The organism is Methylotenera oryzisoli, assembly GCF_004661485.1.
Lineage (GTDB): Bacteria > Pseudomonadota > Gammaproteobacteria > Burkholderiales > Methylophilaceae > Methylotenera > Methylotenera oryzisoli.
Map to the genome: position 1 here is coordinate 54094 of NZ_PQVH01000012.1, position 14443 is coordinate 68536.

At 46.2% G+C, this 14443-nt stretch carries 10 protein-coding genes; 3 read left to right on the forward strand and 7 right to left on the reverse strand.

The features are described 5' to 3' along the window. Positions 1 to 112: 112 nt before the first annotated feature. Positions 113 to 3307, forward strand: a complete 3195-nt coding sequence (locus C3Y98_RS09470) for a methyl-accepting chemotaxis protein (RefSeq protein WP_135278357.1) — start codon at positions 113 to 115, stop codon at positions 3305 to 3307. A gap of 72 nt (positions 3308 to 3379) precedes the next feature. Here the strand turns inward: C3Y98_RS09470 and C3Y98_RS09475 are convergent, their stop codons facing one another. The 7 genes from C3Y98_RS09475 to C3Y98_RS09505 all read right to left on the reverse strand — a co-directional run bounded on the left by C3Y98_RS09475 (position 3380) and on the right by C3Y98_RS09505 (position 12285). Beyond that, the gene (locus C3Y98_RS09475) at positions 3380 to 4258 is read right to left on the reverse strand and encodes an efflux RND transporter periplasmic adaptor subunit (RefSeq protein WP_135278358.1); all 879 of its coding nucleotides are present in this window, start codon (positions 4256 to 4258) and stop codon (positions 3380 to 3382) included. Between the two features lie 11 nt (positions 4259 to 4269). Next, on the reverse strand, positions 4270 to 4485 hold the full coding sequence (locus C3Y98_RS09480) for a DUF1656 domain-containing protein (protein WP_245234356.1): 216 nt from the start codon (positions 4483 to 4485) through the stop codon (positions 4270 to 4272). 2 nt (positions 4486 to 4487) lie between these two features. Further along, entirely contained in the window at positions 4488 to 6662 is a 2175-nt protein-coding gene (locus tag C3Y98_RS09485; protein ID WP_135278359.1) for an FUSC family protein, read from the reverse strand. 2 nt (positions 6663 to 6664) lie between these two features. Continuing rightward, complete coding sequence (locus C3Y98_RS09490) at positions 6665 to 8185, reverse strand: efflux transporter outer membrane subunit (RefSeq protein WP_135278360.1); 1521 nt, start codon at positions 8183 to 8185, stop codon at positions 6665 to 6667. Positions 8186 to 8270: 85 nt separating this feature from the next. Then, complete coding sequence (locus tag C3Y98_RS09495; RefSeq protein WP_135278361.1) at positions 8271 to 8774, reverse strand: MarR family winged helix-turn-helix transcriptional regulator; 504 nt, start codon at positions 8772 to 8774, stop codon at positions 8271 to 8273. Positions 8775 to 9073: 299 nt separating this feature from the next. Further along, positions 9074 to 11107 (reverse strand): site-specific recombinase, encoded by a 2034-nt coding sequence (locus tag C3Y98_RS09500; protein WP_209308781.1) that lies wholly within the window; start codon positions 11105 to 11107, stop codon positions 9074 to 9076. Between the two features lie 365 nt (positions 11108 to 11472). Beyond that, on the reverse strand, positions 11473 to 12285 hold the full coding sequence (locus tag C3Y98_RS09505) for an inositol monophosphatase family protein (protein ID WP_135278362.1): 813 nt from the start codon (positions 12283 to 12285) through the stop codon (positions 11473 to 11475). A gap of 132 nt (positions 12286 to 12417) precedes the next feature. Between C3Y98_RS09505 and C3Y98_RS09510 the strand changes: the two genes are divergently transcribed. Then, positions 12418 to 13161: an RNA methyltransferase gene (locus C3Y98_RS09510; protein WP_135278363.1), complete on the forward strand. Its 744-nt coding sequence runs from the start codon at positions 12418 to 12420 to the stop codon at positions 13159 to 13161. 126 nt (positions 13162 to 13287) lie between these two features. Then, on the forward strand, positions 13288 to 14340 hold the full coding sequence (locus tag C3Y98_RS09515; protein WP_135278364.1) for a trypsin-like peptidase domain-containing protein: 1053 nt from the start codon (positions 13288 to 13290) through the stop codon (positions 14338 to 14340). Positions 14341 to 14443 lie beyond the last annotated feature (103 nt).

Consider the following 14443-nt stretch of genomic DNA (forward strand, 5'->3'; position numbering starts at 1 on the left):
ACATCATGACAGGATTCGCAGAACAAAAACAGAAGTCAGAACATAGCGCATGTGTTTTTCGTCAATCAGCGCTATTCCATGTTTGTTATACAAATAATAAAAAAGGTGTGCAATGAAAGAAAATATCACGTTAACGCAAATTGAACGAGAGATTAACGAATCAGTTTCCATCGTCTTAAAAACTGATTTAGAAGGAAAAATTATCTACGTAAACCGTGACTTTATAGAAGTGACCGGTTTCAACGAGCAAGACCTGATAGGCAAAAAGCAAAGCGTTATCCACCACCCAGAGATGCCGAAAGAAATTCTCACCGATATATGGATGACACTACAAAGTAAAAAGCCATGGATAGGTGTGGAACAAGGGCTGTGCCAAAACGGCGATCATTTTTGGGTATATTCTTGTGTCACCACAGTGCGTGAGCATGGCAAAGTAGTTGGCTATATGTCTGTCAGCACCAAAGCCAGCAAAGCACAAGTTGAGAAAGCCCGTGCGCATTACCGCGCCATCAAGCATGAAGAGCGCTGGCATACCGCGTTACTGAGAAGATTTAAAGAGTTTACCAACCGTATTACGATTAACAATAAAATTGCCTGCATTTTTATTATGGTGGCATTAACCACCTCTATGCTAGGTTTTAGTGGCATTTCTGGCATTAAAGAAAGCAACCATGGCCTAGAAAGTGTCTACAAGAACAGAGTGCTGCCGTTAAAGCAATTAAAAGTGATTAATGATATGTTCAGCACCAATATTGTTAGCACTGGCCAGAAACTGCAAAGAGGCATTATCACTTCTGCCGAAGCTGCCGCCAATGTTGATCAGGCACTGCTGGTATTAGACAAAGAGTGGAAATCCTATTTAGCCAGCCCGCATGCAGAAACAGAATCAGCATTAGCCGCTGAGATTCAGCCTTTATTTGATACTGCGCTTGAGTCTGCGGTGTTACTGCAAGGCATTATCCGTAGCGATGATATTGAACGCTTGATGACATTTAATACTTCAGATGTATATAAAGCGATAGACCCACTGACTGAAAGCCTGAACAAACTGAGTAGCCTACATTACGCAGGCGTGGCCGCAGAATACGAAGTGACACAAGCCAACTATATCAAACATAGAAACTATGCGATTGCATTTATTGTTGTCGCCCTCATGATATGCGGCTTACTGGGCTGGAACCTGAACCGCTCCATTATTCCGCGTTTGCGTGCGATTGGTAGCAATCTGCGTGAAAGTGCAGAGGAAATGAATAACAAGCTGGTACCAAGGTCTGAGCACAGGGATGAGCTAACCGATGTAGTGGATGCCTATCATGCACTCAAAACCAGACTGGATTTTGACCACAAAGAGGCTGTCAGTAGCATTCAGCGTATTAAAGCCACACTAGACCAAGCATCGATTGCCGTTACCTTATCTAATCGCGATAATCGTCTCATCTATATGAACCACGCGGCAAAAACCTTGTTTGAGCAAATGAGTGTTGGCATTCAGAAATATCACCCTGCGTTCGCTTTAGACAAAATGATGGGCGAGAATCTAAGCCAGTATCTGGAAAATGCAGCAGACCGTGAACAGTTTGCTACTGAAATCAGTCGCCAGAAAATCATAGATACCACTATGGCCGAGCATCACCTGCAATTAGTGGTTAGCCCGGTATATGATGAAACAGATGGTTATGCATTAGGCAAGATGACGCAGTGGAGCAACCGCACTGCCGAAGTCATTGCAGAGAAAAATGTGGCCGAGCTTATTAAGCAGGCTGTTGCAGGTAACCTGAGCGAGCGCATTGATACCAACACATTGCCTACTGGTGTGATTAAAGACATCAGCAGCGGCATTAACCAACTGCTAGATGCCATTATCACCCCGCTCACAATGGCGGCAAATTATGTGGACAATCTCTCTAAAGGCATCATCCCATCTGAAATCACCGATCACTACCAAGGTGACTTTAATATCATCAAAAACAACTTAAATGCCTGCGGCCTTGCCATCAAAGCGCTGGTGGCAGATGCCAACCTACTGGCAAAAGATGCAGAAGCAGGTGCCTTAACTACCCGTGCCGATGCTTCAAAACATTTAGGTGAATATCGCAAAGTAATTGAAGGCCTGAACGCCACATTGGACGCTATCGTCACACCATTGAACATGGCTGCCAGCAACCTGGAGCACATTGCACGTGGCGAGATTCCTGAAAAAATCACCGCCAGCTTTAATGGAGACTTTAATAACATTAAAGACAATCTGAACACCTGCATTACCTCTATTAATGCGTTAGTCAGTGATGTGAACATACTATCTAATGCCGCGCATGATGGCCGGGTTTCAGTGCGTGTAGATGCAAGCACGCACTTAGGTGACTTTAGAAAAATTGTAGAAGGCGTGAATGAAACCTTAGAGATGATTGTTGGCCCGATTGCTACAGTGAAAGCCTCAGTAGAAACCATTAATACCGCCGCAGCAGAAATCACCTCAGGCAATAATGACCTGTCAGCGCGTACTGAAAAACAAGTATCCAGCCTAGAAGAAACGGCAGCCAGCATGGAAGAGCTAGCTTCAACCGTGAAACGTAATGCAGATAACGCTAAGCGTGCCAACCAGTTGGCGCTGAGCGCTTCAGGAGTGGCAGTAAAAGGTGGTGCGGTTGTTTCAGACGCAGTGATTACCATGAGTGCCATTAACGAAAGCGCACGAAAAATTGAAGACATTATCAGCGTGATTGATAGTATTGCCTTTCAAACCAATATTCTCGCGCTCAATGCCGCAGTTGAAGCAGCCAGAGCAGGTGAACAAGGCCGTGGTTTTGCTGTGGTTGCCGGCGAAGTAAGGAGCTTGGCACAGCGCTCAGCCAGCGCAGCGAAGGAAATCAAAGCGCTGATTAATGACTCGGTGAGCAAAACTTATGAAGGCACCAAGCAAGTAGAAAATGCAGGAAAGACCATGGAGGAAGTCGTATCCTCTGTACAGCAGGTAGCCGATATCATTAGCGAAATCGCAACTGCCTCAGCAGAGCAAAGTACGGGTATCGACCAAGTCAACGTAGCGATAACCTTAATGGATGAAGCCACACAGCAAAATGCATCACTCGTAGAAGAAGCAACCGCTGCGGCTGAATCACTGCTAGAGCAAGCCAATGCCTTGGCAGATGCTGTCAGCGTCTTTAAGTTAGATGAGGCAAATATCACGTTCACCGACAATGTGATTAAAATGCACCCAGTAGCCAAACCGCAGTTAATCAGCGCCAACAAACAAGAAGCCAGAGTCAAGGTCGCAGATTATGGCAATGCACATTGGGATCACTATTAACTGCTAGATGCGCTGCCGCCCCTGCCTGCCACTTGCAATATTGACAGTAGTTGGCTTACAACGGCAACGCCCTTATTTTTTGGTACTGGGGTGAACAATCACCGCACAGGTCATCCCAGCTACCAGTGTCAAATCTTTAGGGATACTATCCAAACTGATACGCACCGGCACCCGCTGTGCTAAGCGCACCCAATTGAAACTAGGGTTAACATTAGCCAATAAACGCACATCGGTTGGGTTATCTCTATCGGTGATCCCGTGCGCAATACTTTCAACACGCCCATGTAACACACGATTGGAACCAAGCAATTTAACTTCTGCAGGGTCACCGATTTTGATAAGAGCTAATTTATGCTCTTCAAAGTAGCCATAAACCCAAAATGAGTGCTGATCAATCACTGCCAATTTAGCTACACCAACCTGTGCAAAATCACCAGGACGTACCAATAGATTAGACACCCAGCCATCCACCGGAGAGCGTACGATAGTACGTTCTAAGTTCAGCTTAGCTTGGTCAAGTTGCGACAATGCGGCTTCATACTCAGCCTTGGCGCTGATGGCAACCATATCGGTATCTTCTCTGTTTTCTCGCGAAATCACTTGGTCATCCAGCGCCGCACGGCGTGATGCCTGACCACGCTTCATATCCAGCATCGCTTTACGCTGACTCACCATTGCCTTGGCTTGGTTTAGGGCATGTTGATAATGTTCGCTATCAATGCGGAATAGTACGTCTCCACGATGCACCAGCTGGTTGTCGTGCACGGCAACCTCGGTGACCAAGCCTGCTACGTCTGGTGCAATATTCACGACATCTGCCCGCACTCTGCCATCACGTGTCCACGGCGAGTCCATATAACGTACCCAAAGCATACGTCCTAGCGCAATAGCAACCACCACCAATAGCAACGTGATGGAGACCCTAATGAGCGTTTTATTCAGACCTTTCATGGTGATTCCTTTCAGTAGATGCAAAGCCCAAGTACGGCAAACAGGCAAATGAATAATGCGAGCCGAAACAGGGCCGGGTACCATAGATAACGGTAAATTTCATAACGTACAAATATCCAATCCAGTATTAATGAAGCTATCCCCGCAGCGATAAAAGCAAATAGCAGGCTGGGAACAAGCGCATCTAACAATGCAACTTCAACTGGCAGTGCAATTTCTACGGGCATAGTTAATGTTTCTCCAATGTTGCCTGCGCGCCAGCGACAAGAACAGATTCTTCATCCAGTAGTGCACTGCGAATAAAATGCAGCATTACCGTGATTTTGTGCTGGTTAGCTTGTGGTAAATTAAAGTCTATATTGGCCTGACTAATTTCTGCCATGGCATGATCAATCGTGCTAATCGCCTGTATACGTGAGGCTTCAGAAGGCGCGTCGTATAATTGGGCAACAGACTCCAGACCAAGCGACAACATCTTGCTGATGTAAGGGTGCTCCACCATCTGCAGATATTCGCGCAGTGCAACCACGGCATGGCCGATTTCTAAAGTGGATAACAGCCACTCAATCACAACACGGTCTTCTTTATCTCCAATACGCTGTGCACTGCCAGCGCGTTGCACCAGCTCACGTGCACCAGTTTCCAGACGACTGCGGCGCAAGGTTACCGGGTCACGGCAAGCCGCTACCACCAGATTACGCAAGGATTTTGCAATACGCTGACGTGACCAGCGACTACTGCTCAGGTCGATTAATCCATACATGATGCCTGAGATTAGCACGGCTAATAAATCCGCAATCGCATCATTGATAAACGTCACCGGGTTGCTGTTATATGCGCTATTAAATCCAATATGCATCAGATACACCATAAACACCCCTGCCCCCACAATGGCAGTTGCCGGTCTGGTTGTGAACCATGCTGCAATGATAATCCCGGGGGCAACAGCAACAGCCAGCATCCAAAAACCATGTGCCTGTGTCAATAAGTGAAAATTGCAGAAGTACGCCAATAATGTGCCGATGATGGCGCCGATCATAAAGTTCTTGATAGTACGCGTTGGTGACGGAGTGGTTGCAAATAACGTACTTGAAATAACACCAAGCGTGATGGCTTCTACGCCAGAGCGCCAATCTGTCAATATCCACAATGCGGACAGAATTGCTAATGACAAGGTGCCACGTACCCCCGCTAAACTAACTGCTAGTGGGTCAAAATGCATTTCCAGTTTTGGCGTCTGTGCTATTTCGGTGACAGCAACATTACTATTCTGAGCCGCCGCGAGTGAAGCATAAGTACTGGTATAAACATAAAGCTCATCTGTTAGGCGTTGCAGTAATTCGCAGCCGGTTTCAAAGTCTAGACGCTCAGTTGCGCCGACATCAGCCCTTAACCGTGTACGCTCAGTATGAATATTGGCAGAAAATTGATTGCGGAAAGCCGAAAGCTGCCGGCTCACTATCATCGCTTCTTGCTCTGTTTGTGCACTGCGGCCCTCTACCATGATGGCGGCGCTTAAAGACTGGTAAACCCTTTGCAATGCATCACTGACCTGCGGTTGCGTAATATTGTGCTGACGCCGTAGCAGTTGCTCAAAAGCATGGAAACTGGTTGAGACCTCCATAAACTCATTGTTCATCCGGCTTAGTTTTTGTCTATGCAGGCGTGACTTGTCGTTCTCCATGCCGGCTGAAGCTTGAAACGACTCTAAACTGAAAATATCACCCAGAAAACGTAGCAAAGTGGGCGTTGAGGTAGTCGAGGCAACGGGTTTCACTGCGGCAGTTTGCATCAAATCTGAAAAATCTTTAAATCTCCTCCGTATAGCCGCCAGCATGACATCCCACATGCGTTGTGGAAAAATCAAATCACTGACTAGTGTTGCACAAATCAGGCCTATCAATATTTCAGAGATACGGGTTACGCCTATATTAAAGGTCAGTTCCGGGGTAAGCGTAGAAGGCAAACCAACAATACATAGCGTATATCCTGCCAGCACAAAGGCATAGGACTGGTAGTTACGAAATATCATGGACCCTGCCGTACATAGACCTATCCACACGCCCATACATACCAAGAACAGTATGCGCTCCTGCGCAAATAGCGCTACCAGTAGAAATGACACCAAAATACCGACACTGGTGCCTAAAAAACGATAATAGCTTTTGGCAAACACCATGCCAGAGCGAAACTGCATCACAATCGCCACCGTCATCATAGCCGTGCGTGGCTGGTCTAACTCAAAACGTAATGACAGCCACATTGCCAGCAGGCATGCCAGCAGTACCTTAAAGATGTAGGCAATCATCGGCGCATCTTCTGCCAGCCATTCACGCCACGCAGCCTGTAATAAAATCAGGTCGTTCGCTTTGCGATTAATGATGAAATTCGGGATCAATCTCACAGCTATTTATGCTCCGTCACTGTGGAGTTAGCAGGCAAGCTTTGCTCTACGCCTTGCTCATCGAAGTGATAGCCATCAGTGCCATTTACAATAGTGCCGCCGCCAAGTGCGCGCATCAGGTTAGCATAACCATCCAGCCATACCGCCTCTAATTGAGTCGCGATTTCCTGCTGCCTTAACACGATTGCATGGGTATCGAGCACATGTTGATAGTTAGTCAAACCAGCGTGATAGCTTTTCTCCGCCAGCGTATGGGCCTTATATGCGGTTGCGAGCGCAAGTGCTACGTCCTTGCGCTGTTTAATATTGGATTGCAATATCACCAACTGATCAGACACATCCTGTAAAGCACGAATCACCGCTTCGTTATAATTTTCAACGGCAAGATCATAGGCCGCTGTTTTTGCAGATAAATTACCGCGGCGACGCCCGCCGTCAAATATTGGTAGAGAAACTGCCGGCCCTACACCAGCAATGCCAGCCGCACTGGACAAGAGCTGGCTGAATCCAAGCGCCTGAAATCCAACAAAAGCTAGCAGGTTAATGTTTGGATAGAACGCAGCTTTTGCACCCTCAATATTGTGTGATGCCGCCTCTACGCGCCACCTGTAGGCCAATACATCTGGGCGGCGTCCGATTAAATTCGCAGGTAATTGGTCTGGCAGGCCAACTAAATGATCAAGTGACATTTTGGGGCGCTGTATCATTTCACCCGCACCAGGGCCTTGACCAGATAGCGCGGCCAGCTGATGACGTAATAAATCAATACGTGTGTTAATGGCCTCTATGTGGGCGTGGGCGGTTGGCAATGGGGTCTCGGTTTCGATGACTTCCATCTGCGTGCCAATGCCGGCAGCTAATGCACGACGCGCAATTGCAGTTCGCTCCTTCAACTGCGCTTGATGCTCTTCGGCAATGTCGCGTGCCTCAAACTCCATGGCTAACTGCACATAGCTACGGATAATTGCAGACTCCAGCCCCAATTTCACCTGTTGCATTTCAGCCGCTACCGCCTTGGATTCATCAAGTGAACCTCGCCAAATACTTTCTTGGCGCCCCCATAAATCTAAATCGTGAGCAAGCGAAATTGCCGCCTTGTTGTTCCAATCAGTATGCCCGCCCCATGGAGGAGGTATAAACTGCAACTCAGTAAAACGCTCACGTATCACAGAAACATTTCCGCTAATGTTAGGTAGTGTTTCTGCGTGCATACTATCGGCAATGGCCTGGGTAAGCGCTACTCTGGCTTTTGCCGCATTGAGCGTAGGACTACCTTCTACTGCTTTTGCAATCAGGCTATCTAACTGTGGGTCATGATAGATTTTCCACCAATCCTCTTTAGGCCAGGCAATATGTGCAGCAGCAGTAATCGCCTTGCCTGTGTTCAGACTTTCTGGCTTTACTAGCTCAGCTTGCGGCGAGATACCGGACATACTTACACATCCAGCTAACAAAATCAGGCTAAAGCCTAAGCCTAATTTAGACAGAGATTTAGATACAACCGCAAGCTTTGGTGTGGTCATCACTTTGTTGATTGTGCTATTAGATATTAGAAATGTAAATTTCAATTTTGTTTGGTTCCTAACTAATTAGGCAAAAAAAATATCGCTACTTCATTAGATCTACATTGGCTGCCAATGATTTTAAGCTATTAAGCATTGCCGCTCGTTCGGTATCGCCTAGCACCGTCATTAAGGCATGCACCTTTTGATGGTAATCCGGCATCACATCATCCAGTTTTTGCTGCCCTGCTGGTGTAAGTTTAATTAAAAATTTGCGGCGGTCTACGCTATCCATAAAGCGCGAAATTAGCCCTTCGCGCTCCAGATTATCAATAAATCCTGTCATTGTGGCTTTGGTCACCCCCACCTTTTCAGCAAGCTCGGATGGCGAAGAAGTTAAATCATCCTGCCGCATTAGCAATACTAGTATCCACCAACGCCCTTGCAGCAAACCGTGCTGGCCAAGCAACTTATCCAAAGCATCAGAAATATCCGAACATGCACGCAACAAGTTGGCAAAGTCAGAAATGGCGTGCGTATCCGCATCTGGATAGCGTTCCGCAAATTTTTCCAAACTTTTGATTGTCGGTAAATCTTTAAGTAGCAACATAGTACGGACAATGATATTAAGGAACCATACTACATGTCAAGCATAATTTAAAAAATCAAAAAGTGCTGAATCATCTAAATTGCCAGCGCAGAAAACGGACAAGATGAGAGGAGAGATGAAGAATGAGCTCGATAAGGCTAGACAAAGGCTAAAACAAGCTTGACTTAGCCATAAATGCCGAACATGAGGCAGGCATACGCTTAGCACTTTAGCATTACTATCAACAACCTCTGGCAAGTGAGTACTTACCGTTACAAAAATGGCTGACGCCATACCACAGCATAAAAATCAGGGCTGGCTTAACCTGCCTGCGTCGGCTCTTTTGGTGGCAAATTCTCAGGCGGCAAATCTTTAGGTGGCAAAATAAATTCTATCGGGTGCTGATTTAAGCGGCTAGCTAGATTTTTTAGCAATAAACGCCAGTCATTAAAACGCACCTTTCTCGACTTCATAGCGACATACAGTGCCAAACTAAAGCTCACCATCAAGTTACCTAGGCCAATCAGCGCAAGCCCTAGTGCAGCACAAGCAACCACTTGCCAAGTCAGCATAAAGTCTAAACTAAAGCTGGCAAAGCCCACAAACGCAGAAGAAAACGAAATATGCCGGATATCAATCGGCAACCCCAACAGCACTCCGACTGAGCCCATGCCGCCCAACAAGCAGCCGAAGTAAAAATTACCGGCCAACGCACCTAGGTTATGCTCTACATAATGCGCTACCCGCGCTAAACGCTCTACTCCCAAAAGCCGCTGCAACCAGCGCACTGCCTTCAGGCGCTGTGGAATCTTGTTATAAATAGCCAAGTTATCGTGATAACCTGAAATTAAACCAGCTAAAAACAAGCAGACACCGGCGATTCCCGCATAAAAGAATGCGCCGCTGGTCACAGGATGAATGTCACGCAGCAATTGATGCGCTTTCTCAGGCGTTACAAAGTGCTGCCCGGATAAATAAAACACAGCCCAAGACAGCAGCATTGCCATCGGGATCGCCACCACTACATTACCAAATATAGCTACGGCCTGACTACGCATGGTATTGGTCACAGTAGTCACTAAATTATGCATGTCTTTGGTTTTGCCATCCGAGGCATTATCAATCGTGGCAGCAATCGCGGCGGCAGTCATTGCAGGCTGCTTAGTCGCCACCGTGAAGTGAAAGATGTGAATCAACATAAAGCCGATACCATAATTCAAACTAAAGAAAATAGCCTCTGCCAATGGTGCAAAATGCTGCTTGGCTAACACCAGCTTAAACATTGCCATTAGCGCAATAATGACGCCCGCACCCATAGCCGAACGCATAAGTGCAAAATACTCACTGCGGTTTTCTGTGATGTAATGCTCGCCGGCACGACTTGCATTTTCGGTGACACGAACCGCCATCACCTCTACGCTCTCCTGCCAGTACTCATGTAAATCATTCTTATGGCACTCGCTGTATACCAAATCCTTGAACAAGGGCACGATTACCGTATCTGCAGATTGCTTATGCTGAAAGCAATGCAAAATCGTCAACAACTCTTCTAACCGCGCAATTTGCTTCAAAATACGTTGGAGCAACTGGGTTAAATGTATGCTGGTGCCGGTGAGTGCACTATTCCTACGTACCTTTGCCACAATCGCCTTACATTGATCCAGCATCACCAATATATGCTTGATATCAACATGCGACTCATCTACATCCTGCGCCCCCATAAACTCTGCGAGCTCAGCCTGTTGCATAATAAAGGGGGAACTATGCTGCTCAAGCTCAGGGTAGTTTTTCAGCAACTCTGGCTCTAGTCCTAATGCCGCCGTGCGGTAAGAAAGCACCTGCGCAGCAGCAAACAAGTTTTGCTGACAAGACAAACTAAGCGCCTCATCGGCCAAATCAAAGCGCATGACGCCTATCAGCTGCGCCCAAACACTATCAGGTACAGCATTGACCCATATTTCATCGGTTGTTTTTGTAAAGAATATTGAAAACAAATCAAGCAGATAAGCACCATCAACCGCCTCAGGCAAAATTTTGTGCGAGATGCGTCTACGCATTTCAGCAAAGAAACCGGTAAATACTGAGTGACGTGCAATCAAAAACAATGACAAGGGATTGTAAGCACTTAACAACTGTAAAATGGCATCTCTCAGCTGACTGGCTTTTACTCCATCGGTACTCACCAAATAACAAAGTGCCTGTATGGATTTAATCGCACCATCCGTTTGCTCAGGCTTTAGCGGGCGAATCTGCGCCAATAAATCTGCAATCAATTTGGGGGCATCGGCATGACGTGCATGCTGCTCAAATGCCTGCTCCATCAAATTGGTATGGCTAATCACCGGATGACTCATATTTAAAATGGCTCCATGTAAAACAAGACAGTGCTATTCAATCAGAAATGTGCAAGTAAGGTTTAGTGTACACATTATAAAGTTAAGCCATATGCATGCATTATCTAAAATGCGCTTCTAGCATCACTTAATTCAGCATAACCTAATGCAGAGAATTTATCTAAAAAGTATGGTTTAGGAGACAAACGCCTCAGCATAAAATTCAATACTATCCAAATTTTAGTGCGTAAATGTAATGTGAGTGTGCACTAGGGCGCACAAAGCAACAAACAGAATGACTAGCGGAGAGAGAGGCTAAGCAATACGACTCAAGCTTTAGAAACGTCTGCCAGCTTGGCAGACGTAATTGACCACAACAAATAAACTTAAGCGTTTTTAGGCGTTTTAAGCGCCGGGGTTAGATGCGGATTTAAAACCTGCAACATTTGTGCAAACACTTTTGGATTAGCCGCGACAATATTACCGGTTTCTAACCAGCTTTCATTACCTTCAAAATCACCTACGATACCGCCAGCTTCCTGCACAATTAAGCCACCTGCAGCAATATCCCAAGCAGATAAATTGATTTCAAAGAAACCATCTACCCAACCCACTGCTACATAAGCTAAATCCAACGCAGCTGAACCTGGGCGGCGAATCCCGGTTGTCTTTTTAATCATGTCTTTAAACATGCCTAAATAGCTATCCAAGTGCGTAAAGTCGCGGTATGGGAAGCCAGTGGCAATCAATGAGTCTTGCAACTTGCTACGGTTAGTCACACGAATACGCTTGTCGTTTAAAAATGCGCCGCGACCTTTGGTTGCGGTAAACAAATCATTACGCACGGGGTCGTAAATCACAGCTTGCGTCAGCACACCCTTTTGCTGCAAAGCAATCGAGATACAATATTGCGGGAAGCCATGCAAGAAGTTAGTCGTGCCATCTAATGGATCAATAATCCAGATATTATCGGCTTCGTGGTTATCATGACCACTTTCCTCGCCCCAAAAACCATGGTCTGGATAAGCATCTTTCAAAATATCAATAATTGCCTGCTCGGCTGACCTGTCTACGTCACTGACAAAGTCATTGTAAGTTTTAGTTTGAATGGCAATCGCACCCACATCTTGTGAGGCTCGGTTAATAATACGTCCCGCTTCACGGGCGGCTTTTACTGCAATAGATAGCATTGGATGCATGACTAGATTTTCTTAAAGAGCTGATAAAATGCTATTTTAACTTTTATCGACCTTAATACCAAATTGTTAATATCAATTAAGGGCAATTAAGGTTCGCTAAGTAAATAATTTTTAACAAATTAGGTCAGTCAAGTGGATAAACAAAACATTTTCAATAACATCCGTGTCGTTTTATGCCAAACCAGTCATCCTGGCAATATTGGGTCAACCGCACGCGCCATGAAAACCATGGGCCTAAGTGACCTATACTTGGTGAATCCATTGCACTTCCCTGACCCACAAGCCACCTCACTCGCTACCGGTGCAGCTGATTTACTAGAGTCAGCCACCGTTTGCAGCAGCCTGCAAGAAGCCCTCACCGGCTGCGCATTGGCGATTGGCATGAGCGCACGTAAAAGACAAATCTCGCATGAGTTGGTAAACGTACGCGAAGCCGCGCATCGTGCGGCCTCTCTCGCACAAAACCAACCGATTGCCCTGGTATTTGGCACAGAAATGAGCGGTCTCTCCAATGCAGAGCTAGATTGCTGCCAACTGCTCGCAATGATTCCTGCCAACCCAGAATACTCATCACTCAACCTTGCTGCCGCAGTACAAGTCATGACTTATGAGGTTCGCATGGCGATATTGGAAGGCAAGCTGGACGCTGCCGACAACCAGCCAGAGCTAGCCACCAACGAAGCGCTCGAAGGTTTTTATGCACACTTGGAAGATACACTGATTAAAATTGGCTACCTCAACCCCACTGCACCTAAAAAACTTAGCGAACGCATACGCCGCATCTATGCGCGTGCAAAGCTAGAAAAAGAAGAGGTCAACTTGCTCAGGGGCATACTTACCTTATCGGTTACGCCCAAAAAGCATCAAAAATATTAAACAAAACAGTGCTAATAATTAGTTGTTAACAAAGGCTTTATATTGAATTTATAGAACTTTTCTTCATCACTATTTTCTTATCAAAATAGTTCTATCAAGTTTTATCCTTCATCTGGAGAATCTTTGATGCGCAAACCGATACTTAGCCTTGGCCTCATTCTCACACTGGGTTGTGTTTTTGGCCATCACTTCGCCGTTGCTGCACCGCCGGATAGCTTGGTGTATGCGCTCAAATCTACAGTGGTAAAAATTCGTGTCGTCTTGCCTGATGGCCGCTATGGCGTAGGCTCAGGCGTAGTGGTAGCGAAAGATCAGGTAGTAACTAATTGCCATGTCATCGCAAATGCCTATGCAATTAACATTATTAAGTTTGGCGAAAGTCATCGTGCCACCAGCCTCAAAGCAGATTGGGAACACGATCTTTGCATTGCCGGGTTTGATGGCCTAGACACCACAGTTGCAACGCTGGGGGAAAGCACTAACCTGCAATACGAACAATCTGTTTTCACCATCAGCTTCCCCAATAACTCACCCAGACCGCTTACCACCTACGGCGCGGTGAAAGCGCTATACCCCATGGATGATAGCGTCATCATTCGCTCATCCAACGACTTTAGGCTAGGCGCCAGCGGTGGGGCAATGTTTAGCGACGACGGCAAACTGGTGGGTATCATTACCCTAAAGTCCCCGGGGCGCAATGCGTTTTACTACAACATGCCAGTAGAGTGGATAAAAAACCTACTAAAACAACCCGAAATCAGCCTTAATACTAAAGGCGAATCACCTTTTTGGGACGCACCTGAAGAAAAGCGCCCATATTTCATGCGTGTGATTCAACCGTACCAAACTCAAGACTGGGCAACATTAAAAAAACTGTCTACAGAATGGGTGCTAGCAGAACCATCCACCAGCGAAGCGATAAACTATTTAGCCATTGCTGAGTACAACCTGAAAGAAACAAAAAATGCCGAGCAGCATTTCACTCAGCTATACGCACAAAACAAACATCATTCCAGTGCATTACTCTATTTAGGCATGATTGCCGCAGAATCCGGCAATAAAGATGAAGCGATCAAAACAGCAACACTGCTTGATCAATTGGACAAAGACGCAGCAATGCAATTAAATGAGAAGCTTGGCATTAAAACCAGTGGCGACTGCTCAGTCAGCCAGTGCTAATTGGCTAATCTTAATAGTGTGCTCTGAGTACTAAGGTGCACAGTTTGCTCATGCGCATCTCCATCTATCCATGCCTGCACCCAGTGCCCTAGTAAATTAGTCA

Excerpts from the sequence above, each read along its gene's own strand:
- C3Y98_RS09470 (WP_135278357.1), top strand. The coding sequence starts at position 113 with ATGAAAGAAAATATCACGTTAACGCAAATTGAACGAGAGATTAACGAA.
- C3Y98_RS09475 (WP_135278358.1), bottom strand. The coding sequence starts at position 4,258 with ATGAAAGGTCTGAATAAAACGCTCATTAGGGTCTCCATCACGTTGCTA.
- C3Y98_RS09480 (WP_245234356.1), bottom strand. The coding sequence starts at position 4,485 with ATGCCCGTAGAAATTGCACTGCCAGTTGAAGTTGCATTGTTAGATGCG.
- C3Y98_RS09490 (WP_135278360.1), bottom strand. The coding sequence starts at position 8,185 with ATGACCACACCAAAGCTTGCGGTTGTATCTAAATCTCTGTCTAAATTA.
- C3Y98_RS09495 (WP_135278361.1), bottom strand. The coding sequence starts at position 8,774 with ATGTTGCTACTTAAAGATTTACCGACAATCAAAAGTTTGGAAAAATTT.
- C3Y98_RS09500 (WP_209308781.1), bottom strand. The coding sequence starts at position 11,107 with ATGAGTCATCCGGTGATTAGCCATACCAATTTGATGGAGCAGGCATTT.
- C3Y98_RS09505 (WP_135278362.1), bottom strand. The coding sequence starts at position 12,285 with ATGCATCCAATGCTATCTATTGCAGTAAAAGCCGCCCGTGAAGCGGGA.
- C3Y98_RS09515 (WP_135278364.1), top strand. The coding sequence starts at position 13,288 with ATGCGCAAACCGATACTTAGCCTTGGCCTCATTCTCACACTGGGTTGT.